Origin of the sequence: Microbacterium alcoholitolerans (assembly GCF_050408615.1) — a bacterium.
Taxonomy (GTDB): domain Bacteria; phylum Actinomycetota; class Actinomycetes; order Actinomycetales; family Microbacteriaceae; genus Microbacterium.
Genome location: NZ_JBNTKD010000001.1, coordinates 195389 through 220180, shown reverse-complemented (window position 1 = coordinate 220180; position 24792 = coordinate 195389). Strand labels below are relative to the sequence as shown.

Below are 24792 nucleotides of genomic sequence, written 5' to 3'. Positions count from 1 at the left end.
GCAATTGCGTCGGCCGGCCTCAGCGGGCGGCCTCGTCCTCTTCGAGCATCCGCGACAGGTAGCGGGCGACGGCCCGCGCAGCTGCGAGGTTGCTCGGGTAGTCCATGCGCGTCGGGCCCATGACCCCGACCCGCGCTGTGCCGCCGGGCGCGGCGTAGTTGCTGGCGACGATGGAGGCCTCGCCGAGCCCGAACGGAGCGTTCTCGGTGCCGATGCTGGTGGCCAGCCCCTGCTCGTCGGTCACCATCTCGCTCATCAGCCGAAGCAGGGTCACCTGCTCCTCGATCGCCTCGAGCAGCGGATGGATGCTGCCGCGGAAGTCGTGTTCGCGACGGGCGAGTGTCGCAGCGCCCGCCATGACCAGGCGCTCCTGACGGAACTCGGCGAGCTCCTCGGCGATCACCCCGGCCAGCGCGCTGAGCGCAGGCTGCAGGCGGACCCCGGGCGGATCGGCCTCCGGCCCGCTCAGCGACTGCATCCGCTCCGAGGCGTCCCCCACCGCGCGCCCGACGATGAGCGACAGCAGCTGCGCACGGAGCACGGCGACGTCGGCCTCATCGAGGTCGATCGGAAGCGGCGCGATGCGCTGCGAGACACCGCCCGCGTCGGTGACCAGGATCACGAGCATCCGGTTGGGCGCGAGAGCGACGAGCTCGACGTGCGTGATGCTCGCACGGGCGAACGAGGGGTACTGGGCGAGCGCGACCTGTCCGGTGAGCTGGGTGAGCACCCGCACGGTCCGCGCCATCAGGTCGTCGAGATCGCTCGGTGCGCCCAGGAAGGACTCGATGGCGCTGCGCTGGCCGCTCGAGAGCGGGCGCAGCTGCGCGAGATGATTGACGAAGACGCGGTAGCCCTTGTCGGTCGGCACCCGGCCGGACGAGGTGTGCGGCGCGACGATGAGATCCTCGTCCTCGAGCAGCGCCATGTCGTTGCGGATGGTCGCGGCGGAGACGCCGAAGGCGTGCCGCTCGACGATCGACTTGCTGCCGACCGGCTCGCGGGTCGCGACGTAGTCCTGCACGATCGCGCGGAGCACCTCAAGCCCTCGCTCTGTGACCATCGTCCCTCCCGCTGGCACTCGTACCTGTCGAGTGCCAATCCTACCCGCTCGCCTTGACAGGGTGTCTCAGCAGAGCGGAGCGCCGATCAGTCCGTGAGCGCCGATCAGTCCGTGAGCGCGCGCACGACGGCATCCGCCAGCAGTCGCCCGCGCAGGGTGAGGCGCACGCGCTTGTCGCGCAGAGCGGATGCCGGGTCGACGAGCCCGTCCGAGATGAGCTCCGCGACGCGCGGGCGGTGGCTCTCGGCGATGTCGGCGATCGGCATGCCCTCGGCGACGCGTGTCTGCAGCAGCACCCGCTCGAGGGTGCGCGCCTCTTCGTCGGGCTGCTCGCGTCCGGCGGCGGGAGAATCGCCCGTGCTGAGGCGCTGCGCGTACGCCGCGGGGTGCTTGACGTTCCACCAGCGCAGGCCGGCGACGTGGCTGTGCGCGCCGGGGCCGAAGCCCCACCAGTCCGAGCCGCGCCAGTAGGCGAGGTTGTGCCGGGAGGCCTGCTCTGGCGAGCTGGCCCAGTTGCTGACCTCGTACCAGTCGAAGCCCGCGGCGGCGAGCCGCTCGTCGGCCAGCTCGTACATCTCGGCCTGAAGGTCGTCGTCTGGCGCCGGCACCTCGCCACGGCGGATCTGACGGGCGAGCTTCGTGCCGTCCTCGATGATGAGCGCGTAGGCCGAGATGTGATCCGGTTCCAGCTCGAGGGCCGCGTCGAGCGACTGCGCCCAGTCGGCGAGCGACTCCCCCGGCGCGCCGTAGATCAAGTCGACGCTGACATCGAGCCCCGCATCGCGCGCCGCGTGAACAGCCGTGCGGACGTTCTCCGGACGATGAGTTCGATCAAGCGCCGCGAGCACGTGCGGCACAGCGGACTGCATCCCGATCGACAGCCGGTTCACGCCGGCATCCACCAGCGTCCGCACGACCTCGTCGGTCACGGTGTCGGGGTTCGCCTCAACGGTCACCTCGGCGCCGTCGCGGATGCCGAAGGCAGCCACCGCGGCGTGGAGCATCCGCCCGAGCTCGCCTGCCGGCAGCAGTGTGGGAGTGCCGCCGCCGAAGAAGACCGTGTCGAGCGGACGCAGCGGCCCCTTCGCGGCGAGCACTTCGCGGGCGAGCTCGATCTCACGAATCAGCGTGTCGGCGTATTGATCCTGTCTGGCGCCGTGCAGCTCGGTCGCGGTGTACGTGTTGAAATCGCAGTACCCGCAGCGCACCCGGCAGAACGGCACGTGCAGGTACGCCGAGAACGGCACGGCCGGATCCACGCCGAGTTCGGAGGGAAGCCGGCCGTCGGCGGGCGCCGGATCACCCAGCGGGAGCGCTCCGGCCATCAGATCGCCGCCATCAGATGGGCGTCGCGTACAGCGGGGAGATCGCCCGCAGATAGCGGGCGAACAGCTCACGACGGCGACGGCGCACCATGCCGGGCAGACGGTAGGCCAACGACGCCGGCGCATCGAAGGCGCGCACGGTGAACCAGACCTCGTCGGTGTCCTCGCGCCACTGCACGTCGAACGACTCCTCGCCGCTGACGACGGATCCTCCCACGGTGCCGAGCACGAAGCCGACATGACGGCGCTCCTCGGTGACCGAGATGACCCGCAGCTCGCCGTCGGCGCGCATGCCCTTGACCCGCCCGCGAAGTCGCAGGGTCATGCCGGGTGCGGCGAAGGGGGTGCCCTCGGCGTCGAAGCGCTGTTCGGGCTCGCTGCGGTTCGGGGCGATCGGAGCGCCCTCCGCGTCGAAGCTGATGCCGGTGTACGCCGTGCCGGCCGCGGGGCGCACGTCCGAGAGCTCGAGACCGGCGGCACGCTGCGCCGTCCAGGACAGAAGCGCCTCGGCCGCCGTGCGGAACCGCTCCTCACCGCTGCCGATGCGCCAGGACTCCTCGGCGGGGATGCTGCGCTCCGGCGGATACTGCATCAGGTCCGGGGCATGGGTGGCCCCGACCGCTGCATAGTCGACCGTGCCTTCTCGGAATGTCCCGCGACGCATGATTTCCAGACTACCCAGGCGAACCTGGATGATCGCCTGCTCCCTACTTCTTTTCCTTGCCCTCGACATCACCCGACAGCGCGGCGATGAACGCCTCCTGCGGAACCTCGACGCGTCCGACCATCTTCATCCGCTTCTTGCCTTCCTTCTGCTTCTCAAGCAGCTTGCGCTTGCGGCTGATGTCACCGCCGTAGCACTTGGCGAGCACGTCCTTGCGGAGCGCGCGGATGGTCTCACGCGCGATGATGCGAGCGCCGATGGCGGCCTGGATCGGCACCTCGAAGTTCTGTCGAGGGATGAGCTTGCGCAGCCGCTCGGTCATCAGCGTGCCGTACGCGTACGCCTTCTCACGGTGCACGATGGCGCTGAACGCGTCGACCTTGTCGCCCTGCAGCAGCACGTCGACCTTCACCAGATCCGCGGTCTGCACGCCGGCCGGCTCGTAGTCCAGCGACGCGTATCCCTGCGTCTTCGACTTGAGGTGGTCGAAGAAGTCGAACACGATCTCGCCGAGCGGCATCATGTAGCGCAGCTCGACCCGCTCCTCGCTGAAGTACTCCATGCCCAGCAGCGATCCGCGGCGCGACTGGCACAGTTCCATGACCGCGCCGACGTAGTCCTTGGGCAGCAGGATCGCCGCCTTCACCATGGGTTCGGCAACGGATGCCACGCGACCGTCGGGGTACTCGCTCGGGTTCGTCACGGTGACCGTCTCGCCGGTGTCGGTGGTGACCTCGTAGATCACGCTCGGGGCCGTGGTGATGAGGTCCAGGCCGAATTCGCGTGAGAGCCGCTCGGTGATGATCTCGAGATGCAGCAGACCGAGGAAGCCACAGCGGAAGCCGAAGCCGAGTGCCACGGAGGTCTCCGGCTCGTACTGCAGCGAGGCATCCGAGAGCTTCAGCTTGTCGAGCGCCTCGCGAAGGTCGGCGTAGTCGCTGCCGTCGATCGGGTAGATGCCGGAGAACACCATCGGCTTGGGATCCGTGTAGCCCGGAAGGGCTTCGGACGCGGCGCCGCGGGCGGTCGTGATCGTATCGCCGACCTTCGACTGGCGCACATCCTTCACACCGGTGATCAGGTAGCCGACCTCGCCGACTCCCAGGCCCTTCGACGGAATGGGCTCCGGACTCGACACACCGATCTCGAGCAGGTCGTGCATGGCCTTCGTCGACATCATCTGAATCCGCTCACGCGGGCTGAGCCGACCGTCGACCATGCGCACGTACGTCACGACGCCGCGGTACGAGTCGTACACCGAGTCGAAGATCATTGCGCGGGCGGGAGCGTCGGGATCGCCCACAGGAGCGGGGATCTCCTCGACGATCCGATCGAGCAGGCCCTCCACGCCCAGGCCGGTCTTGCCCGACACGCGCAGCACGTCCTCGGGCTTGCCGCCGATGAGGTCGGCGAGCTCCTTGGCGAACTTGTCGGGGTCTGCCGCCGGCAGGTCGATCTTGTTCAGCACCGGGATGATGTGCAGGTCGTTCTCGAGTGCGAGATACAGGTTCGCGAGCGTCTGGGCCTCGATGCCCTGCGCGGCGTCGACCAGCAGGATGGCGCCCTCGCAGGCCGCGAGCGAGCGGGACACCTCGTAGGTGAAGTCGACGTGGCCAGGGGTGTCGATCATGTTGAGCGCGAAGGTCTCGTCGTCGATCGACCAGGGCATCCGCACCGCCTGGCTCTTGATCGTGATGCCGCGCTCGCGCTCGATGTCCATGCGGTCCAGGTACTGGGCCCGCATGTCACGATCGGACACCGATCCGGTGATCTGCAGCATCCGATCGGCAAGCGTCGACTTGCCGTGATCGATGTGGGCGATGATGCAGAAGTTACGGATCTGCGTGGCCGGTGTCGCGGCGGGAGACAGCGGAGTGAGAGCGCGGGGTGACATGTGGTCCTTGGTGCGTCCGAAAGGGTTCCGACAAGTCTACGTTCAGGGTGGCCTAATCCCCCATTCGCGTGGAGCGGTGATAGTCTCGCGAAGTTGCCTCGACAGTATTTCCCGACTGCGGGCGAACCACTCCGTCACAGCCACCGGCGCTGTCGGCGTGCGCTGTTCCGCGGATGATGATTGAATGTCTTCCCGACTCAGCGTTGCGTCGGAGATCCCGCGCGTGCTGTAGAAGAGAAAGAATCAACACCTTGATCAAGTATCTCGTGCGCCGGGCACTCGGCTGGCTGCTGATGATCGTGGTCGCGACCAATGTCACCTACTTCCTGGCCTGGTCCTTCCTCGATCCGCGCAGCAACTACGTCGCCCGAAAACCACCACTCTCCCCCGAGCAGATCGAAGGTCTGCTCGGGCCTCGAAACCTCAGCGAGTCCACTCCGCTGATCGAACGGTGGTGGAACTGGTTCTCGGGAATCATCTTCCGGTGGGACTGGGGTGTGAGCCCGACCGGCGGCTCGGTGAACGACGAGATCGCGTACCGCATGTGGGTCAGTGCCGAGCTCGTGCTCGGCGCCACGATCATCGCGACCGTCCTCGGAATCTGGGTCGGTGTTTACACGGCATCGCGCCAGTACAAGCTCGGCGACCGCATCTGGCAGGGTGTGTCGATCGTCACGATGAACATCAACATCATCGTGGCAGGCCTCGCCATCGTCATCCTGGCGATCAACTTCAACAACTGGGTCGGCACTCGCGTCTTCTACGTGACCGGTTCTTCGAGCCCTGGTGTCACCGGCTTCTTCCCGGTCCTGATCGACACTCTGCAGCACCTGATCCTCCCCACGATCGCGCTGGTCATCATCAGCTACGCAGGAACGCACTTCCTGCAGCGCTCGCTGCTGCTCGACAACATCAACGCCGACTACGTGCGCACTGCACGAGCCAAGGGCCTGACCAAGCAGCAGGCGATCCGCCGGCACGCACTGCGCACCTCGCTGATCCCGGTCGCGACGCAGGTGGCCTTCTCCATTCCCGCGATCTTCACCGGCGGCATCCTGACCGAGACGATCTTCGCGTGGCAGGGCATGGGCCGTTACTTCCTGACGACCATCAACACCAACGATGTGCACGGCGTCGTCGCCGTCGCGGCCTTCGGCGCCGTGCTGACCGCCATCGGCGCGATCCTCGCCGACATCGCCGTCGTGGTACTCGACCCGCGAGTGAGGGTGAGCTGATATGAGCACCGACACCATCGATCCGTCCGTGCAGCCCCCGGTCGGCCCCGACACCACCGCAGAGCGCATCCCCGCCAAGCAGCTGTCCAAGTGGACGCTGTACACGCGCCGGTTCATGCGCAACAAGCCGGCGGTGGGCGGCATCTTCATCTTCGTGATCCTGGCGGTGTGCTCGATCATCGTGCCGCTCATGTCGCCGTACTCCGCCACGGACATGGACTTCCTGAACCTCTCGACCGGCCCGTCTGCCGAGCACTGGTTCGGCACCAACGCCTCCGGCAATGACACCTTCACGCAGACCTTCATCGGTCTGCAGCGCTCGCTGATGATCGCCGTCATCGTCTCGGTCGGCGTCACGGTGATCTCCGCGATCGTCGGAACGGCGGCGGCGTACTTCGGTGGTCTCGTGGAACGCGTGACGCTGATCATCATCCACTTCTTCATGGTCGTCCCGACCTTCCTGATCCTCGCCCTGGTGTCGAACGACTCGGGTGGTGACTGGCGGGTCATCTCGCTCGCGCTGATCTTCGTCGGCTGGTTCTTCCCGGCGCGCGTGATCTGGACCATGGCGCTCTCGCTGCGCGAGCGCGAATACATCGACGCGGCCCGCTACATGGGCGTTCCCGGGATGAGGATCGTGATGCGTCACCTGCTGCCGAACATCGGCTCGCTGCTGGTGATCAACTTCACCCTCGGAGTCGTGGCGGCCGTGATGACCGAGACCGGCCTGTCGTTCATCGGCATGGGCGTGAAGATCCCGGACGTCTCGCTCGGCTCCCTGATCGGCGAGGGCGCGGCCAGCGTCACCAGCGCGCCGTGGCTGTTCTACTTCCCCGCCGCCGCTCTGACGCTCCTGACCGTCTCGATGGCCCTGGTCGCCGATGGTCTGCGCGATGCCCTCGATCCCACCTCATCGGCAGGAGGCCGCGCATGAGCACCTCAGCGAACACGAGCACCGACGCACGCACCGTCCTGTCCGTCCGCGATCTCAAGGTCAGCTTCGCCTCCGAAGCGGGCCGGGTGGATGCCGTCCGCGGCGTCTCCTTCGACCTCGAGGCAGGCAAGACGCTCGGCATCGTGGGCGAGTCCGGCTCGGGCAAGTCCGTCACGTCTCTCGCCATCATGGGCCTGCTCGACGAGAACGCGCGCATCACCGGGTCGATCCAGTTCGAGGGCCAGGAGCTGCTCGGCAAGAGCGACAAGCAGATGTCGGTGATCCGCGGCAACGGCATGGCCATGGTCTTCCAGGATCCGCTGACCTCGCTGACGCCCGTGTTCACGATCGGCGACCAGCTCATCGAAGCCCTCACCGCGCACCGCGGGCTGTCGAAGCAGGATGCGTGGAACCGCTCGCTCGAGCTGCTCACGCTGGTGGGCATCAGCGAGCCCGAGAAGCGCATGAAGTCCTTCCCGCACGAGTTCTCGGGCGGAATGCGCCAGCGCGTCGTGATCGCGATCGCGATGGCGAACAATCCGCGGCTGATCATCTGCGATGAGCCGACGACCGCGCTCGATGTGACCATCCAGGCGCAGATCCTCGATCTGATCGAGAAGGCGCAGCACGAGTCCGGCGCCGCCGTGATCATGATCACGCACGACATGGGAGTCGTCGCCCGCACCGCAGACGACGTCATGGTGATGTACGCCGGCAAGCCCGTCGAGCACGCCCCGGCGCACGAGCTGTTCCACCGCACCCGGATGCCGTACTCGATCGGCCTGCTCGGTGCGATCCCCCGGGTCGACAAGGCAGAGAAGGAGCCCCTGATCCCCATCAAGGGCAACCCGCCGCTGCTGATCGGCCTGCCGGACGCCTGCCCGTTCGCGCCGCGCTGCCCGATCGCGATCGCGGCGTGCACCGCACGCGAGCCCGATCTCGACCCGGTCGCCACCGGCAGCGGCGAGCCGCACCTCGCGGCCTGCATCCGCGCCGAGGAGATCGACGACGACGGCCGCATCGGCGGACTTCCCGTCTACCCGATCGAGAAGGCGCCGGAGAGCGAACTGACTCGCACGCCGCGCGAGGAGCGTCCCGTCACCCTCGAGGTGCGCAACATGGTCAAGACCTTCCCGCTGACCAAGGGCGCATTCTTCAAGCGCAAGGTCGGCGAGGTGCACGCCGTCAAGGGCATCAGCTTCGACGTCCGCGAGGGCGAGACCATGGCGATCGTCGGCGAGTCCGGATCGGGCAAGACCACGACGCTGCTGCAGATCATGGACTTCGAGAAGCAGCACGACGGTGACATCATCATCGCCGGCACCAGCGTCAACGGACTGAACGATCACAAGCTGGAGCGCACGCTCCGCCGCGACATCCAGATCGTCTTCCAGGACCCGATGGGCGCCCTCGATCCCCGCATGACGGTGACGGACGTCATCGCCGAGCCGATGCGCGCGATCGGGATGCCGAAGGCGCAGGTGCTCAGCCGCGTGCAGGAGCTGATGGATCTCGTCGGCCTGAACCCTGCGCACCGCGATCGCTTCCCCGGTGCGTTCTCGGGCGGTCAGCGTCAGCGCATCGGCATCGCACGTGCGCTGTCGACGAACCCCAAGATCGTCGTGCTCGACGAGCCGGTCTCGGCGCTCGACGTCTCGATCCAGGCGGGTGTCATCAATCTGCTCGACGAGCTGAAGGCGAAGCTCGGCCTGTCATACCTGTTCGTCGCGCACGACCTGTCGGTGATCCGTCACATCGCCGATCGCGTCGCCGTGATGTACCTCGGCGAGTTCGTGGAGCATGGTGACGTCGACGATGTCTTCGACAACCCCCAGCATCCGTACACTCAGGCTCTTCTGTCGGCGATCCCGGTGCCGGACCCGGACATCGAGCGCACCCGCCAGCGGGTCGTCTTCGACCCGGAGACCATGTCGACCAGGCCTGCCACCGTCTGACGGTCACCTTCGGGTAACGGTCGATCACCATCGCATAACGGTCGATCACCGTCCGATAACAGTTAGCCGTCATTCACTCGTGAGTGCCGCGGATGCGGTGAAACGAGAACTATCCTCCCCTTATGACACGCCGAAAGGCGAAAGGAGCACCATGAAGCAGCAGAAGCTGATGGGGGCACTCGCGATCAGCGGGGCCTTCGCACTCGTTCTCACCGGGTGTGCCACCGACTCCGGCAACACCGGTGACGGCGGCGACAATGGCGGCACGCCCACCGAGACCTCCGCGGCGGACTACAACCCCCAGCCGCGCGAGAACCTGAAGGAAGGCGGCACTGTCAACTTCCCGATCAACGAGATCCCGGAGCAGCTGAACGCGTTCCACGGCGACGGCAGCGCCGACACCGCACGCGTCGCCGCATGGTACATGCCCCAGATCCTCCTGCAGGAGCCGGACGGCACGCCGTACAAGCACGACGCATACCTCGACGCCTGGGACATCGACACGGTCGATGGCAACACGCAGATCACCTTCACCTTCACCGAAGAGGCCACCTGGAACGACGGCACCCCGATGGACTGGACCGCCATCGACGCCACGTGGAAGGCCAGCCGCTCGACTGAAGAGGGCTTCGTCCCGAACGCCACCGACGGCTACAAGGAGATCGAGAAGGTCGAGCAGGGCGACACGCCCAAGACCGCCATCGTGACCTTCAACGGCGAGTTCGCCTGGCCGCAGATGCCGTTCCTGACGGGCGTCATCCACCCGGCGCTGGCCGACCCGGACAAGTTCAACACCGCCATGATCGACAACCCGCACGCAGAGTGGGGCGCCGGTCCGTACACGATCGACGAGTTCGACGCCAACAAGGACTACGTCTCGTTCAAGCCGAACGAGAAGTGGTGGGGCGACAAGCCCATGCTCGACAAGGTCACCTTCACGGGCATGGACGCGCAGGCCTCGATCAACGCGTTCAAGAACGGCGAGGTCGACACCGTCGGCGTCGGCACCAAGGACCGTCTGGCGCAGGTCGCCGACATGGACGGCATCTCGATCTACCGCGCCCAGCAGACCGCGAACACCCTGCTCGAGGTCGACGCCGAGAAGCCGCAGTTCGCTGACGTCAAGGTGCGCGAGGCGTTCTTCAAGGCCATCGACATCGACCAGCAGAAGAAGATCGCCTGGAACGGTCTGGACTACGAGGAGGAGCCGGCCGGCTCGTTCACGCTGTTCGAGTTCCAGCCCGGCTACAGCAATTCGCTGGAGAAGGCCGGCTACGAGTTCGATGTCGAGGGTGCCAAGGCCCTCCTCGATGAGGCCGGATGGGCCGAGGGCGAGGACGGGATCCGCGAGAAGGACGGCGTGAAGCTCTCGGTCACGTACCCGATCCACAGCGACGACCCGACCCAGAAGGCGCTCGCGCAGTCGATCCAGGCCATGGAGAAGGCTGTCGGCATCGAGGTCAAGGTCGATGTGCGTCCGTCGAACAAGTTCGCCGAGGACTACAACACGAAGAACTGGGACATCTTCAGCCTGCGCTTCACCTCCTCCGACCCGTTCGGCGCGGCCTGGTTCTGCCAGCTCTACTGCCAGGACATGGGCCTGAACCTCTCGGGTGTGCAGACGCCTGAGATGGATCAGCGCATCAAGGATGAGGTCGAGTCGATCAAGGACCCCGAGAAGCAGACGGCTGCCGCCATGGAGCTCGAGGCCGAGATCTTCCAGGAGTGGGGCCTGATCCCGCTCTACAACGGCCCGTCGATGACCGCTGCCAAGGACGGTCTGGCGAACATGACGCCCGAGCCCTACGTGGGTCTCGACCTGTTCGGCGTCCAGCCGGTCGAGAACGTCGGCTGGGAGAAGTAAGCACTTCTGTCGCTGAGGCGGGGTCGGTGGTTCATCCACCGGCCCCGCCTTTCTATGCTGGAGTGATGACTGCACAGGTCGTCCTGGTCCATGGCATCCGCACCTCGGCGACGATGTGGCGCTCACAGCTCGCCTGGCTCGCTGAGCGCGACGTTCCCGCGCGAGCAGTCGATCTGCCCGGTCATGGCGCGCGCATCGACGAGACGTTCACCCTCGACGGCGCCTTCCGCACGATCGACGAGGCCGTGCAGGATGCCGCGACGCGCGGGCCGGTGCTGCTGGTCGGCCACTCCATGGGCGGACTGCTGAGCCTCGAGTACACCGGCGCGGAACAGGCGCCGCCGGTGGCCGGGCTCATCGCCGCGTCGTGCACGGCGCTCCCGCGTGGCGCCGCCCTGCGCACCTACCGCACGCTCGCCGGGGCGCTGGACCGGCTGCCCGATCGCGGACTGTGGCTCTCGGAGCGGATGCTGACGGCGACCATCCCGCTCGAGACTCGTGGTGACTTCGCTGCCGGCGGCTATGCGCTGGACGCGCAGGCTGTGGCCCTGAAGAGCCTGTCGTCACTGGATCTGATGAAGGCGGTCGCGCGCATCGAGACCCCGCTGTGGTTCGTGAACGGTCAGTTCGATCAGCTGCGCGCGCAGGAGGCACTGTTCACACGCCTGGCACCGCACTCCGAGCTGATCGTCGTGCCGCGGACCTCGCATCTGGTCACGGCGATGCGACCCCAGGTGTTCAATGCGGTGCTGCAGCTGGCTCTGGCTGTCGTGCACGACCGGTCATGACGCCTCCGGCGACCGAGAGGATCGCCGCCATCAGGAACACCAGCCAGAACCCGCCGACCACGGCGACGAGCAGCGCACCCAGCATCGGACCGATGAGCTGACCGAGTGCCGCCGTCACGTTGACGATGCCGAGGTCACGGCCGTGGTCCTGCTCGTCGGGAAGCAGGTCGGTCGCGAAGGCGAGTCCGGCCGTCGAGAATGCGCCGTAGCCGACGCCCATCAGCGCTGCGGCGACCATGGTCGTCTCGAACGTCGGCATCAGCACCACGACGATGCCGGACAGCGCCTGCACGAAGGCGGCGAGCACGGTGAGCCCGCGTCGCCGACCGGTGCGATCGGAGACGATGCCGACGAGCACCGACGCGATCACGACGAACACCGTATAGATGACGATCAGCAGCAGCAGGTTGTCCTGCGCCTGCGCGGTGGGTTGTCCGAGCCCATGCAGCAGGAAGAACAGGAACAGGGCTGTGCCGAGGGCGTTGCCGATGTTGGCGACCAAACGGCCGCCCAGCACCCACGCGAAGTCGCGATCGCGCAGTGACGCGAGTCGAGGTCGGCTCGAGGTGCGCTGCGGCGGGATCTCGCCCACGCCGGCGGGTGGATCCGGCAGCAGCAGGGCGGCCGAGGTTCCGAGGACGGCGAGGATCGCGGCGAGCAGCAGGTAGCCGGCGGGGACGCTGAGGCCGAGCAGCACGACGAGTCCCACGCCGAGCACGATGCCGACTGCCTGCGCCGAGCTGATCACCGACGAGGCGGCACCGCGCTGCGAGACCGGAAGCTGGTCGGCGATGAGGGCGGTGAAGGCGGCGGATGCCACGGCGATGCCGACCGATACCCCGACCCAGCACGCGCCGACCGCCCATGGACCCTCGGCGGAGCCGGTCAGCACCAGGCAGACCACGGCGAGCCAGACACCGCCCAGTGCCCACGGCCTGCGGCGTCCGCGGGCGCTCCTGGAGCGATCCGACAGCGCGCCGGCGGCTGGGGCGGCGAGCACGCCGGCCAGTCCCCCGACGCCGAGCACGAGACCCGATGAGACCACCCCGCGGATCCAGTCGTCTGCGGGTGTGTCGAGCTGCAGCGGCAGCAGCAGCTGCACCGGTGTCAATTGGACGGTCCAGATGGCGAGCCAGGCGAGGGTGAACACGATCATCCAGCGCGGGCTGACGCGATCCGTGATGGTGTGGGAGGTCATCGGGCTCCTATGACGTCGTCGTCGTTCGGGTACTGTCGATGCTGGCACAGGATCGCCCGTAGTGCTGGTAACATTGACTCTTGGCTTGCGTGTGGGTTCGTCCCTCACGACCGCTGTACGGCGCCCTCTCTCGTCTGCAGCATCCGATCACTCCATCCAGACAGAAAGCGTCCACACGTGGCAAACATCAAGTCGCAGATCAAGCGCAACAAGACCAACCTGAAGGCTCAGGAGCGCAACCGCGCCGTCAAGAGCGAGCTGAAGACCGTCGTCCGCAAGACCCGCGAGGCCGTCGTCGCCGGCGACAAGGAGGCCGCTGAGGCCGCCCTCAAGGTCGCGTCCGTCAAGCTCGACAAGGCCGTCAGCAAGGGCGTCGTGCACAAGAACCAGGCGAACAACCGCAAGTCGGCCATCGCCAAGCAGGTCGCCGCTCTCTGAGTCGCAGTTGTCAGGCCCGTCCCGTTCTCGGGGCGGGCCTTCTGCGTTTGCGGGCGTCGCGGGCCGTGCGCGGGTCAGCGGGACGGGGCGAAGGGCTCGCGGGTGGCGATGACGGTCACCATCCTCTCGAGGGCGAAGATCGGGTCGCGGGCGGCGCCCTTCACCTCCGCGTCGGCGCGGGCGGTCGCCTGGATCGCCATGCTGAGGGAGCGCTCGTTCCAGCCCGCGAGGTCGCGGCGGGCCCGATCGACCTGCCAGTCCTTCATCCCCAGTCGCTGCGCGAGCTGACGGCTCGGCTCCCGGTTGCCCGCGACGCGTGCCATGGTGCGCAGCTTCATGGCGAAGGCGGCGACCATCGGCACCGGGTCGGCTCCGGATGCCAGTGCGTGCCGCAGCGCCACGAGGGCCTCGCCGTAGCGCCCGGCGATCGCGGTGTCGGCGACGACGAAGGCCGAGACCTCGACGCGCCCGCCGTAGTACTTGGCGACGACGTCGTCGGTGATGTCCCCGGCCACATCGCCGATCAGCTGCTGACAGGCCGCGGCGAGCTCGGTGAGATCGTCGGCGAACGCCGAGACGAGCGAGCGCAGCGCCGACGGCTGGATGCGCTTGCGGGCGGCCTTGAACTCCCCCGCCGCGAAGTCGACGCGGTCACTGTCGCGCTTGACGGCGGCGCACGCGATCTCGATGCCGCCGCCGGTGCCGGCACGGATGCCGTCCAGCAGCTTCTTGCCGCGCATGCCGCTGCTGTGCCGCAGCACGACCGTCGCGCCCTCCTGAGGGTTCTCGATGTACTTCAGCGCCTCCTGCAGGAAGGCGTCGGAGCACTTCTCGACGCCGGAGACGCGCACCAGACGCGCCTCGCCGAACAGCGAGGGCGAGGTCACCGCGAACAGCGTGCCGGCTTCGTAGTCATCGGCCCGGATGTCGCTGACCTCGAGCCCGGGGTCCTCGGCTCGAAGGTACTCGCGCACGCCGGCGATGGCGCGCTCGGCGAGCACCTCCTCTGGACCCGAGACGAGCACGATCGGGGCAGGACGCGGCTCCCGCCAGGACACCTGTGCGATCTTCGCGCCCTTCACCGCGCTTGCGCGCGCACCGGAACCTCGTGCGGATGTACGGGCGGCAGGCATGGCATCCAGCCTACCGGCGGCCACCGACGGCGCCCGCTCACAGCCCGAGCAGCAGCGCGAACCGCGGCCCGATGGCCCACACGCATGCACGACGGTCATCCACCCGCACGATGACATCGGGCAGCGACACCCGCGCCCCCGCGCCGCCTCTGCTCGCCTGGCGAATCGAGGCGAGGTGGAACTCCGCCGCCGGATCCGGATCCGTGTACTGCGAATCCGACAGATCCAGCGGCTCGGCCTCGCCCATCTCGATCGAGAGCGGCAGCGAGACGGCCTCGTCGAGCTGGTCCTCGCGCGGCAGCTCGATGTATCGAGGCTCTTCGCACTGCAGCTCCTCGATCGCGGACGCATCGAACGACGCCACAGCGTCCGCCACCTGCGTCAGCTCCTCCTGCAGCGCGCCCGCCCGCAGCTCCGGAGTGTCGAGGGTCTGCACGGGCGTGCATCCGCTCAGCACCAGGGCGGTCACAGCGACGGCTGCCACGCACAGCATCTTCTCGGTCGTTGTCATCCTTCGTCCTCCTCGGTCCAGATGGCGATGCGGTCGTTCCGCTCGCCGAGCAGTATCAATCCGTGCCTGTCGGTGCGCAGCACCCGAGCGCCGTTCGTCTCGAGAAGCCGCAGGGTCTCGGCGGTCGGATGCCCGTAGTCGTTGTCCTCGCCGACGCCGATCAACGCGACCGGCGCCCGCACCTGCGCATACAGCGATGGCTCCTGATCATGGCTGCCGTGGTGCGAGACCTTGACGACGCCGTAGCCGCCGGCGATCCGGCCGCCGGCGAGCAGTCGACGCTGCGGCGCGGCCGAGAGGTCGCCGAGCATCAGCATCCGCGGCACTCCCCCGCCGCCGACCTCGAGCACGACGCTCGCGCCGTTGCCCTCCGGGAACGCGGCCGAATCCCGTTCGGGCCACAGCACGCGCCAGTCAGTCTCGCCCAGGGTCCCGTGCACGCCCACTGCGCCCTCGACGAGGCGCGCTCCCCCGGATGCCAGCTGCTGCAGCACCCGCTCGTCCTGTGCCTCGGCCGGCGGACCGTGCAGCACGGTGCCCACGCGCCCGAGCACGGCGGAGGCGCCGCCGACGTGATCGAGATCGAAGTGCGTCAGCACGAGCAGGTCGATGTGTCCGACGGCCGTGGTCGTGAGGCACTCCTGCAGCGCCGCCGGGTCGGGCCCGGTGTCGATCAATGCCGTCCGCTCCCCGGATCTGATGAGCACGGCATCGCCCTGCCCGACATCGCATGCGGCGATGGTCCACTCCCCTGGCGCCGTCATCGGCGCGAGCGGGCCGATGAGCAGCATCCGCCCGCCGGCGAGTCCGAGCGCGACGACCACGACGAGCTGCGATGCACATCGCAGGCGCCGCGAAGCGGGTTGCACCAGCACGATGGCGATCGCGGCGCTCAGCACGCCGACGACGAGGGCCGCGAGCGGTCCGGCGACGACGGGCATGGTCGCGCCGGGCAGCGCGGCGGTCACCGTCGCGGTCGTCTCGATCCAGGCGGCCGGCAGCCATGCCGCAGCCGCGAACAGGTCGGCGACCACGGGCAGCGGTGCCGAGAGGCACGCCAGCAGCCCGATCACCGTCGCGATGGGCGCTGCAGGAGCGGCGAGCAGGTTCGCGACGACACCGATGATGGACTGCTGATCCGAGAACAGCGCGACGATCGGCCCGCACACCACCTGGGCGGCCAGTGGCACCGAGAGCGCCAGGGCCAGCGGCGCAGGCATCCATCGGCCGAGGCCGCGCAGCAGCGGACGCGAGAGCACCAGCAAGGCCGCCGTAGCCGCCGCCGACAGCGCGAAGCCGGGAGTGGCCGCCAGCCATGGGTCGACGATCAGCAGCGCGCACACGGCGAGCGAGAGCATCGCCAGTCCCGCACTCGGGCGCCCGAGCAGCACCGTGAGCATCGCGAGCGCGGCCATCACGGATGCCCGGACGACGCTCGGCTCGGGTGTGACCAGCACCACGAAGGCGCCGAGCGCGAGCAGCGAGAGCACAACTCGCATTCCGCGACCCCCGCCGGCCAGCGACACCAGCCAGAACACCGCCGCGACCACGATCATGCAGTTGGCCCCGGACACGGCCGTCAGATGGCTGAGACCGGATGCCAGCATCGCCGCGTTGAGATCGGCGGACACCGCCCTGGTGTCTCCCACGGCGAGGCCGGGAAGCAGCCCGGCCCCGGGTTCGGGCAGCCGGGTGGCGCGGTCGATGAAGTCCGCGCGGGTCGTCGCGGCGACGGCGAAGACCCCCGATGCGGGGCGTGCGACCTCCGCGCGCTCTCCGAAGACGACGAGGGAGGCGCGCTCCCCGGCATCCGTCCTCTTCGCCTGGCCGGTGACGCGCACCTGCGCCCCGAGATCGGCGCCGTCTATCGGGTCGATGCCGACGCGGATCGGCGCGGAGACGCGCTGCTGCCGACCGGGTGGGCCGATGTCGACCGTCTGCGCATCGAACCAGAGCCGGCCGTCCGAGCCGATGGATGCCGACGAGGTGACCTCGGCGAGGGCTTCCACGACGTGCCCGTCGCTTGCGCCGACCAGGTCGCGCTGCGGCTGCGCCGCGGCGACGGTCGATCCCGCGGCCGCGCAGCACAGCAGCGTGAGCACGATGAGCCCGTGCCCGCCGCGGCGCCGCAGCGCCACGATCACCACCGCCACCGCGCCGAGCGCGATGCTGACCGGAGCCGCGAGTGCGGGGAGGAAGACGAGCAGCAGCGCGGCGCCCCACAGCGCCAGGGCCAGCAGACTCGTGCGAAGGTCGCTCATACGCGCACCTTCTCGCGAAGACCTGCGAGCAGCTTGTCGCCGATGCCCGGCACCGCCAGCAGGTCGTCGACCGAGCGGAACCGCCCGTTCTCGTCCCGCCACTCGAGAATGCGCTGCGCGAGGGCGGGTCCGATCCGCGGCAGCGTCTCCAGCGCGGCCTGATCCGCGGAGTTCAGATCGATCCTGCCGTCGACTGTGGTCCCCGTGCCGCCGGTGCCGCCGGCACCTGCGGCAGGCGGCTGCGCACCCGCCTCGGGAACGAGGATCTGCTCACCGTCGCTGAGCGGGCGCGCCAGATTGACCGCCTGCAGGTCTGCGGTCTCGAGCGTGCCGCCGGCCGCCGCCAGTGCGTCGACGAGACGGGCATCCGGTTCGAGGATGTACAGACCGGGGCTGGCCACCTCGCCCAGCACGTGCACGTAGAGCCCGTCGCCGCCGGAGACGTTCGCGTCGGCATCCGAACGCATCGCACCGTCAGACGACGACCCGCCCGCATCGAACGGGATGCTGTCGATCGGACCCGCCTGCCCGCGCAGGATCCCCCACCCCACGGCGGCCGACAGGACGACCAATCCCAGCGTCACCGCGACGCCGATGCCCATCCTCAGGCGAGGACGCGTCGGGGCTTCCTGCTCTGGGTCGGATGGTGGCACCCCGCCACGCTAGGCGCGCAGGCGCACGCGCACCACGGCCCCTTCGGCGAATGTGGATAACTCGCCGAAGGGGCCGCGATGTGAAGAAGCGGTTTCAGCCCTTGACGGCGAAGTTCACGATCTTCGGGGCGCGGACGATCACGCGGACGATCTCCTTGCCGTCCAGCGCACGCTGCACGCGCTCGTCGGCGCGGGCGAGCGCCTCGAGATCGGCCTCAGAGATCTTCGCCGGCACCTCGAGCGTGGCCCGGACCTTGCCGCCGACCTGCACGGCGCAGGTGATCGTGTCGTCCACCAGCAGCGCGGGATCGGCCGCGGCCCAGGTGACCAGGCCGACCGAGGGCTCGTGGCCCAGCATCTCCCACATCTCCTCCGCGGTGTGCGGGGCGATCAGGTCGAGCATCACGGCGACGGTCTCGGCCGCCTCGCGCACGGCAGGATCGGCTGCACCGTTGCCGGTGTCGATCGTCTTGCGGATCGCGTTGACGAGTTCCATCAGCCTGGCGACCAGCACGTTGAACTTCGTGTGCTCGACCAGCCCTGGTGCCTCGGCGAGCAGATGGTGCGTGATCCTGCGCAGCGCCGCGTCTCCGCCATCGAAGCCGATGCCGGCGGGGCTCTCGACGTCGGCGGCGACGCGCATGGCGCGTGAGAGGAACTTCTGCGCGCCGGTCATCGACACGTCCGCCCAGTCTTTGTCGTCCTCCACGGGGCCCGCGAACGCCATGCCCACACGCAGCGCGTCGGCGCCGTACGCCTTGAGCTCCTCCTCGAACAGCACCAGGTTGCCCTTCGACTTCGACATCTTGTTGCCGTTCAGGATCACCATGCCCTGGTTGATCAGGCTCGAGAACGGCTCGGTGAACTCCACCAGGCCCATGTCGAAGAGCACCTTCGTGATGAAGCGCGCGTACAGCAGGTGCAGGATCGCGTGCTCGACACCGCCGATGTACGAGTCGATCGGCGCCCAGCGCTTCGCCTCTGCCGGATCGAACGCGACGGTGTCGCTCTTCGGCGACAGGAAGCGCAGGTAGTACCACGAGCTGTCGACGAAGGTGTCCATCGTGTCCGGGTCGCGCAGCGCCGGCTCGCCGGTGCGCGTGTCGACGGTGCGCACCCACGATTCTGCGGCGCCGAGGGGCGAGGTTCCCTTGGGCGACAGATCAAGGCCCTCGACGCTGGGCAGCCGCACCGGCAGCTGCGACTCGTCGACGGGGACGACCTCGCCGTCCTCGGTGTGCAGCATCGGGATCGGCGTGCCCCAGAACCGCTGGCGCGAGATCAGCCAGTCGCGCAGGCGGTAGTTCTTCGCGGCGCGGCCGAGACCGTCCTTCTCGAGCTTGTCGATCTGCCGGGCGATGGCGTTGCGCTTGGAGAGTCCGTCCAGCTCGCCGGAGTTGATCATGCGGCCCTCGCCGGTGAGCGCGATGCCCGTCTTCGCCGGGTGCTGATCATCGAGCGTCTCGACCGGAACGCCGTCCTCATCCGTCTCGATCACCGGGATCGTGCCGGTGATCGGCGCGGTCACGTCGACGACGACCTTCACCGGCAGGTCGAAGGCGCGGGCGAAGTCGAGGTCGCGCTGATCGTGCGCGGGCACGGCCATCACAGCACCGTGACCGTAGTCGGCCAGGACGTAGTCGGCCGCCCAGATCGGCATCCGCTCGCCGTTGACCGGGTTGATCGCGTAGCGCTCCAGGAACACACCGGTCTTCGGGCGATCGGTGGACTGCCGGTCGATCTCGCTGGTGCGCTGCACCTGCTCGAGGTACTTCTGGAAGCGCGCACGCACCTCATCGGATGCGCCCTCGACGAGCTCGGCGGCGAGGTCGGCGTCGGGTGCGACGACGAAGAAGGTCGCGCCGTGCAGAGTGTCCGGCCTGGTCGAGAAGACGGTGACGGGTTCGTCGCGTCCCTCGATGCGGAAGTCGACGTCGGCGCCGACGGAGCGGCCGATCCAGTTGCGCTGCATCTGCAGCACCTTGTGCGGCCAGGTGCCCTCGAGCTGGTTCAGGTCATCGAGCAGCCGGTCGGCGTAGTCCGTGATGCGGAAGTACCACTGCGTCAGCTTCTTCTTGACGACCTCGGCGCCGCAGCGCTCGCAGCGCCCGTCGACGACCTGCTCGTTCGCCAGCACTGTCTGGTCGTTCGGGCACCAGTTGACCGGGCTCTTCTTGCGGTAGGCCAGCCCCCGCTCGTGCATCTTCAGGAACAGCCACTGGTTCCAGCGGTAGTACTCCGGGTCGGAGGTGTGCAGCACCCGCGACCAGTCGAACGAGACCCCGTACGACTTGAACGCGGCCTTCTGCTGGTCGATGTTCTGGTACGTCCACTCGCGCGGGTCGGCGCCGCGACGGATGGCGGCGTTCTCGGCCGGCAGACCGAACGAGTCCCACCCGATCGGGTTCAGCACGTTGTGTCCGCGGTGACGCCAGAAGCGCGCCACGACGTCGCTGTACAGGTAGTTCTCGGCGTGCCCCATGTGCAGATCGCCCGATGGGTACGGGAACATCGCCAGCACGTACTTGCGCGGGCGGTTGTCGTCGGCTCCGCCCGCAAGGAACGTCTCGTTCTCGGCCCAGTACTTCTGCCACTTGCGCTGGATGTCGTGTGCAGACATCGCCTCAGTGGGCTCGGCGTGTGATTCGGACGAATGCTCGGACAAGGAACGACCAATCTGACGGTGCGGGACAGCCCGGAGATCGGGCTCTTCCAGGTTATCGCGACTTGCCGCATTGCCCCGCCTCGCGGTCAGCTCGGATACTGTCTCGCGGTCAGCTCGCATGCCGCTCCGCGATCAGCGGATCAGCGCCGCCCATTCGTCCGGAAGGCGGGCTCCGAGCGCCGCCAGCGGCGCACGCGCCTTCGTCGACACCTCGGCGGCCTCAGCCGGCGCCTTCGACAGCCAGGTGATCCCGCCTCCCGCTCCCACCACGGCCTCGTCGTCGGAGACGACGATCGAGCGGATCACCATCGCGAGGTCCACTCGCCCGTCGAGCCCGACGTGCCCGAAGCACCCCGAGTACACCCCGCGCGCGCCCTGTTCGAGCCGATGCAGGATCGTCATCGCGGACAGCTTCGGCGCCCCCGTCATGCTCCCGGCCGGGAACGCGGCGTCGCACAGATCACCGAAGGTGATTCCATCGCGCAGGCGCGCGCTCACGGTGCTGACCAGCTGGTGCACAGCCGGGTACGTCTCGACCTGCCAGAGCCGCTCCACGCGCACGCTGCCCGGCACGCCGATGTGCGAGAGATCGTTGCGCATGAGGTCGACGATCATCACATTCTCGGCGCGCTCCTTGGCATCCGTCTGCAGTTCGGCGGCGAGGCGCGCGTCCTTTTCCGGCGTCGTCCCGCGCGGTCTGGTGCCCTTGATCGGACTGGTCGAGACGGAGCCGCTGCGGACTGTGATGAACTGCTCGGGACTCGCGCTGAGCAGATGCCGCTCGCCGATTCGGAGGTACCCGCCGTGGTGTGCGGGCGTCGCCATGCGCAGCCTGCGGTAGACGGCGAGCGGCTCGACGGGCCGCGCCACGGTGAACCGGGTCGTGAGGCACAGCTGGTACGCATCGCCGCGCTCGATCGCCGCGCGGCATTCCTCGACGAGAGCGATGTACTCCGCGACGCCGTGACGCGCACGAGCGGTGGTCGGGGCGATGGCATCCGGTTCCGTCGATCGGATGCCCGAGCCGAGCGCATCGCGCACGACGGCGCCCCACGCCTCGATCTCGTCCCGTCCTGCGAGTGCGACGATCCGTCCGTTCGCGTGATCCACGGCGACCGCGCGGGTGACCGCGATCCAGCTCGGTGCATGATCGGATGCCGCGATCGGCGCACCACAGGCGCCGGCTCCTGCTTCATAGGGAAGCCAGCCGACCCAGCCGCCATCGAACGGCACGTGCGGGTCGGCTGAAGCACCCGCGCCCTGCGCCGGGGCATCTGCGTCGCCCGCGAGCACCACGGCCCGCACGCGCGACGGATCCGTCTCGATCTCGCCGGCGCCGAGGATGCTCCATCCCGCCACGGCGTCCGCTCCGGCATCCAGCCAGAAGGCCGCCTGCTCACCTGCGAACAGCTGCAGGAATAGATCATCCGGCGCGATGTCGCCGTCCGAGGCGGCCTCGCGCACGGTCAGCGTCGTCAGCGGGAGCGGTGCAGGCACGTTCACAGCGTATGACCCTCGTGGACGCTTTACGCTCATGGGGTGGATGACTTCGTGCTCTGGGCCATCGAGATGGTGCAGTCCGTGGATCCGGTGCTGCGCACCGTGCTCGCTGGCGTCGCGGTCATGCTCGAGACGAGCGTCCTGATCGGGTTGATCGTGCCCGGAGACACCGTCGTGCTGGTGGCCTCGATCGGCGTGGCGTCATGGACGGAGGGCATCATCCTCGGCGTCGCGGTCGTGGTCGGCGCGCTGATCGGCGAATCGGTCGGCTTCTGGCTGGGGCGCTGGGTCGGGCCGCACATCCGCAGCTCCTGGCTGGGCAGGCGGATCGGAGAAGAGCACTGGGTCCGGGCTGAGCGCTATCTGCTGCGGCGCGGCGGTGTGGCCATCTTCCTGTCGCGCTTCCTGCCGGTGCTCCACTCGCTGGTGCCGCTGACGGTCGGCATGAGCGGCTACGCCTACCGTCGCTTCATCGCGTGGACGCTTCCCGCCTGTGTGCTCTGGACCTCCATCTACGTCGGCGTCGCCGCCACCGCCGCGGGCAACTACGAAGAGCTCGCTGACCGCGTGCACAACGCCGGTTACATCTTCGTGGGGATCATCGTGGCGCTGCTGGTGGCGATCGTCGTCGGCAAGAAGGTGCTCGCCCGCATCGAGGACCGGCACATGAGGCAGGATTCTGCTCGCGGAAGCGCCGCCGAGGACGCGAGCGATCCCGAAGCGTGACGCACCGGACGCGTTGGGCTCGGAGCCATCCGTGAAAGACTGGAGGCGATGTCTCCTGCCTCAGCGGCCAAGATCCACTGGTTCGCCCGCCTCGAACACCGCATCCATGTCGCACGCGAACGCCGTGCCCGCCGACGTGGTCGTTCGGCGACCGCGGTTCCGTTTCCAGGCTACGGAGGGACCGGCTGGGTGCGCGTCGTCGGCCGGGTGCTCATCGTCCCGCCGCAGCCGAAGCGTCCCCGCGATGAGAGCGCCGGTGTGCGCGGGTGGCGGTCGTTCGCGAGCATTCCCGTCAGCTTCGCGTCGGTGCGCGTCGACATCGGCGGCCGCTCCCACGATGTGGTGGCCGACCGCGGCGGCGTGATCGACACCGTCATCGAGGCCCAGCTCGCACCGGGCTGGCAGAGCTTCACCATGTCGGTGGAGGGTCAGGAGCCGGTCGAGGCCACCGTCTTCGTCGTCGCGGAGGACGTGCGCTTCGGCGTCATCAGCGACGTCGACGACACGGTCATGGTCACGGCGCTGCCGCGGCCGTTCATCGCCGCCTGGAACTCGTTCGTCGTCAACGAGCACGCCCGCACCCCTGTGCCGGGCATGGCCGTGCTGCTCGAGCAGCTGCGTCGCGACAACCCCGGCGCTCCGGTGATCTACCTCTCGACGGGGGCGTGGAACGTGGCCCCGACGCTGCGTCGATTCCTCGGTCGCCATCTCTTCCCGGACGGCGCCATGCTGCTCACCGACTGGGGTCCCACGCACGACCGCTGGTTCCGCAGCGGACGCGAGCACAAGGCGAGGAACCTGCGCAGGATCGCCGCCGAGTTCCCCGACGTGCGGTGGCTGCTCATCGGCGATGACGGCCAGCACGACGAGGCGATCTACTCCGAGTTCCAGCGGGAGCACCCCTCGTCGGTCGCCGGCGTCGCGATCCGCCGCCTGCTGCCGGCCGAGGCGGTGCTCGCCGGTGGTCGCGCCACGGCCGAGCACGAATCGAGCGATGTGCCGTGGGTGAGCGCCGAGGACGGCGCGGGCCTGCATGAGCGGCTCAGCGAAGTCGGCATCCTCAGCACACCGTCATGACCGCCCGTGCGCTCACCTCCACCGCGCGCCTGGAGCGCGAGGAATGGTCGGTGCGCGCAGCCGCGCACGCCGAGCGAGCGGATGCCCTCACCGCCGCCCATCGCGAGCGCGCGAAGCACGGCGAGAAGCACCCCGTGCACGACTTCCTGTTCACGTACTACTCGTACAAGCCCGCGCAGCTGCGGCGCTGGCACCCGGGCGCCGGGATCACTCTGAAGGATGCCCCGGAGCGTGCCGAGTGGCGCTGGTACTCCCCCGCAGCCGAACCCGGCGATGTCTTCCCGGACCCCGCGGCATTCCGCACGGAGAAGCCGCAGCTCGCCGACCTCATCGAGCGGATGCTGCGGCGAACCGCGTCCAGGCCCGCGCAGTTCGGCTGCTTCGGCCTGCACGAGTGGGCGATGGTCTACCGCACCGCGGAGCATCGGCATCCGATTCCGCTGCGACTCGGCACCGCGGGAACGGATGCCGTCGTCGAGACGAACGAACTGCGCTGCACGCACTTCGACGCGTTCCGCTTCTTCACCGACGACGCCGCGCCGCGCAATCGCCTGCCGCTGACGCGCGACTCCCAGCCTGACCTCGAGCAGCCCGGGTGCCTGCATGCCGGCATGGACGTGTACAAGTGGGCCGTCAAGCTAGGACCTCTGGCCCCCGGTGAGCTGCTGCTGGACGCATTCGAGCTGGCTCGCGACATCCGAATGCTCGACATGCAGGCCGCGCCGTACGACCTCTCGGCGTGGGATGTGCGCCCCGTCGCCATCGAGACGACCGAGGGCAAAGCGGAGTACGTGCGCCGCCAGCGCGCGTTCGCAGAACGCGGCAACGCTCTGCGTGCCGCGCTGCTGCAGGCCTGGCTCGGTGGGCCGGGCACCGTCCCACCTGCCAGCTAGGGTTGACGCGGAGGG

General features: G+C 68.5%; 20 protein-coding genes. 9 read left to right on the top strand and 11 right to left on the bottom strand.

The features are described from left to right. Window positions 1–19: 19 nt before the first annotated feature. From hrcA to lepA, 4 genes are all read right to left on the bottom strand, one after another. On the bottom strand, window positions 20–1063 hold the full coding sequence (hrcA, locus tag ACQUSX_RS01060) for a heat-inducible transcriptional repressor HrcA (protein ID WP_428905129.1): 1044 nt from the start codon (window positions 1061–1063) through the stop codon (window positions 20–22). A gap of 104 nt (window positions 1064–1167) precedes the next feature. Beyond that, on the bottom strand, window positions 1168–2388 hold the full coding sequence (hemW, locus tag ACQUSX_RS01055) for a radical SAM family heme chaperone HemW (protein ID WP_428905128.1): 1221 nt from the start codon (window positions 2386–2388) through the stop codon (window positions 1168–1170). A gap of 13 nt (window positions 2389–2401) precedes the next feature. Next, window positions 2402–3052, bottom strand: a complete 651-nt coding sequence (locus ACQUSX_RS01050) for a DUF1990 domain-containing protein (protein ID WP_428905127.1) — start codon at window positions 3050–3052, stop codon at window positions 2402–2404. Window positions 3053–3095: 43 nt separating this feature from the next. Further along, window positions 3096–4946 (bottom strand): translation elongation factor 4, encoded by a 1851-nt coding sequence (gene lepA / locus ACQUSX_RS01045; protein ID WP_428905126.1) that lies wholly within the window; start codon window positions 4944–4946, stop codon window positions 3096–3098. 251 nt (window positions 4947–5197) lie between these two features. Here lepA and ACQUSX_RS01040 point away from each other — a divergent pair, with 251 nt between their 5' ends. From ACQUSX_RS01040 to ACQUSX_RS01020, 5 genes are all read left to right on the top strand, one after another. Further along, entirely contained in the window at window positions 5198–6181 is a 984-nt protein-coding gene (locus ACQUSX_RS01040) for an ABC transporter permease (protein WP_428905125.1), read from the top strand. A 1-nt stretch (window position 6182) separates the two neighbouring features. After that, window positions 6183–7115: an ABC transporter permease gene (locus ACQUSX_RS01035; RefSeq protein ID WP_428905124.1), complete on the top strand. Its 933-nt coding sequence runs from the start codon at window positions 6183–6185 to the stop codon at window positions 7113–7115. Beyond that, a complete protein-coding gene (locus tag ACQUSX_RS01030; protein ID WP_428905123.1) occupies window positions 7112–9070 on the top strand; it encodes an ABC transporter ATP-binding protein in 1959 nt (652 codons plus the stop codon). Before ACQUSX_RS01035 ends, ACQUSX_RS01030 begins: the two co-directional genes overlap by 4 nt. A gap of 151 nt (window positions 9071–9221) precedes the next feature. Then, window positions 9222–10934, top strand: coding sequence for an ABC transporter family substrate-binding protein (locus ACQUSX_RS01025; RefSeq protein WP_428905122.1), 1713 nt, complete (start codon window positions 9222–9224; stop codon window positions 10932–10934). 65 nt (window positions 10935–10999) lie between these two features. Further along, window positions 11000–11722, top strand: coding sequence for an alpha/beta fold hydrolase (locus ACQUSX_RS01020; RefSeq protein WP_428905121.1), 723 nt, complete (start codon window positions 11000–11002; stop codon window positions 11720–11722). Here the strand turns inward: ACQUSX_RS01020 and ACQUSX_RS01015 are convergent. Then, on the bottom strand, window positions 11673–12968 hold the full coding sequence (locus tag ACQUSX_RS01015) for an MFS transporter (RefSeq protein ID WP_428905120.1): 1296 nt from the start codon (window positions 12966–12968) through the stop codon (window positions 11673–11675). The genes ACQUSX_RS01020 and ACQUSX_RS01015 overlap by 50 nt on opposite strands. A 129-nt stretch (window positions 12969–13097) precedes the next feature. Between ACQUSX_RS01015 and rpsT the strand changes: the two genes are divergently transcribed. Further along, window positions 13098–13358: a 30S ribosomal protein S20 gene (gene rpsT, locus ACQUSX_RS01010; protein ID WP_428905119.1), complete on the top strand. Its 261-nt coding sequence runs from the start codon at window positions 13098–13100 to the stop codon at window positions 13356–13358. 74 nt (window positions 13359–13432) lie between these two features. Here rpsT and holA read toward each other — a convergent pair whose 3' ends face one another. The 6 genes from holA to pabB form a co-directional block, all read right to left on the bottom strand. Then, window positions 13433–14491 carry a DNA polymerase III subunit delta gene (gene holA / locus ACQUSX_RS01005; protein WP_428905118.1) on the bottom strand — a complete coding sequence of 353 codons (1059 nt, stop codon included), beginning with the start codon at window positions 14489–14491 and terminating at the stop codon, window positions 13433–13435. 37 nt (window positions 14492–14528) lie between these two features. Then, window positions 14529–15002, bottom strand: a complete 474-nt coding sequence (locus tag ACQUSX_RS01000; protein ID WP_428905117.1) for a hypothetical protein — start codon at window positions 15000–15002, stop codon at window positions 14529–14531. Further along, window positions 14999–17263 (bottom strand): ComEC/Rec2 family competence protein, encoded by a 2265-nt coding sequence (locus ACQUSX_RS00995; RefSeq protein ID WP_428905116.1) that lies wholly within the window; start codon window positions 17261–17263, stop codon window positions 14999–15001. The genes ACQUSX_RS01000 and ACQUSX_RS00995 overlap by 4 nt, the downstream gene beginning before the upstream one ends. Continuing rightward, window positions 17260–17916 carry a ComEA family DNA-binding protein gene (locus ACQUSX_RS00990; RefSeq protein WP_428905115.1) on the bottom strand — a complete coding sequence of 219 codons (657 nt, stop codon included), beginning with the start codon at window positions 17914–17916 and terminating at the stop codon, window positions 17260–17262. Before ACQUSX_RS00990 ends, ACQUSX_RS00995 begins: the two co-directional genes overlap by 4 nt. A gap of 94 nt (window positions 17917–18010) precedes the next feature. Further along, on the bottom strand, window positions 18011–20536 hold the full coding sequence (gene leuS, locus ACQUSX_RS00985; RefSeq protein WP_428905114.1) for a leucine--tRNA ligase: 2526 nt from the start codon (window positions 20534–20536) through the stop codon (window positions 18011–18013). 177 nt (window positions 20537–20713) lie between these two features. Then, window positions 20714–22078: an aminodeoxychorismate synthase component I gene (pabB, locus tag ACQUSX_RS00980; RefSeq protein ID WP_428905113.1), complete on the bottom strand. Its 1365-nt coding sequence runs from the start codon at window positions 22076–22078 to the stop codon at window positions 20714–20716. A gap of 42 nt (window positions 22079–22120) precedes the next feature. Between pabB and ACQUSX_RS00975 the strand changes: the two genes are divergently transcribed. From ACQUSX_RS00975 to ACQUSX_RS00965, 3 genes are read left to right on the top strand one after another with little or no spacing between them, the layout of a single operon-like run. Continuing rightward, on the top strand, window positions 22121–22807 hold the full coding sequence (locus tag ACQUSX_RS00975) for a DedA family protein (protein WP_428905112.1): 687 nt from the start codon (window positions 22121–22123) through the stop codon (window positions 22805–22807). Window positions 22808–22855: 48 nt separating this feature from the next. Beyond that, complete coding sequence (locus ACQUSX_RS00970) at window positions 22856–23884, top strand: App1 family protein phosphatidate phosphatase (protein WP_428905111.1); 1029 nt, start codon at window positions 22856–22858, stop codon at window positions 23882–23884. Beyond that, window positions 23881–24777, top strand: coding sequence for a 3-methyladenine DNA glycosylase (locus ACQUSX_RS00965; RefSeq protein ID WP_428905110.1), 897 nt, complete (start codon window positions 23881–23883; stop codon window positions 24775–24777). The genes ACQUSX_RS00970 and ACQUSX_RS00965 overlap by 4 nt, the downstream gene beginning before the upstream one ends. Window positions 24778–24792 lie beyond the last annotated feature (15 nt).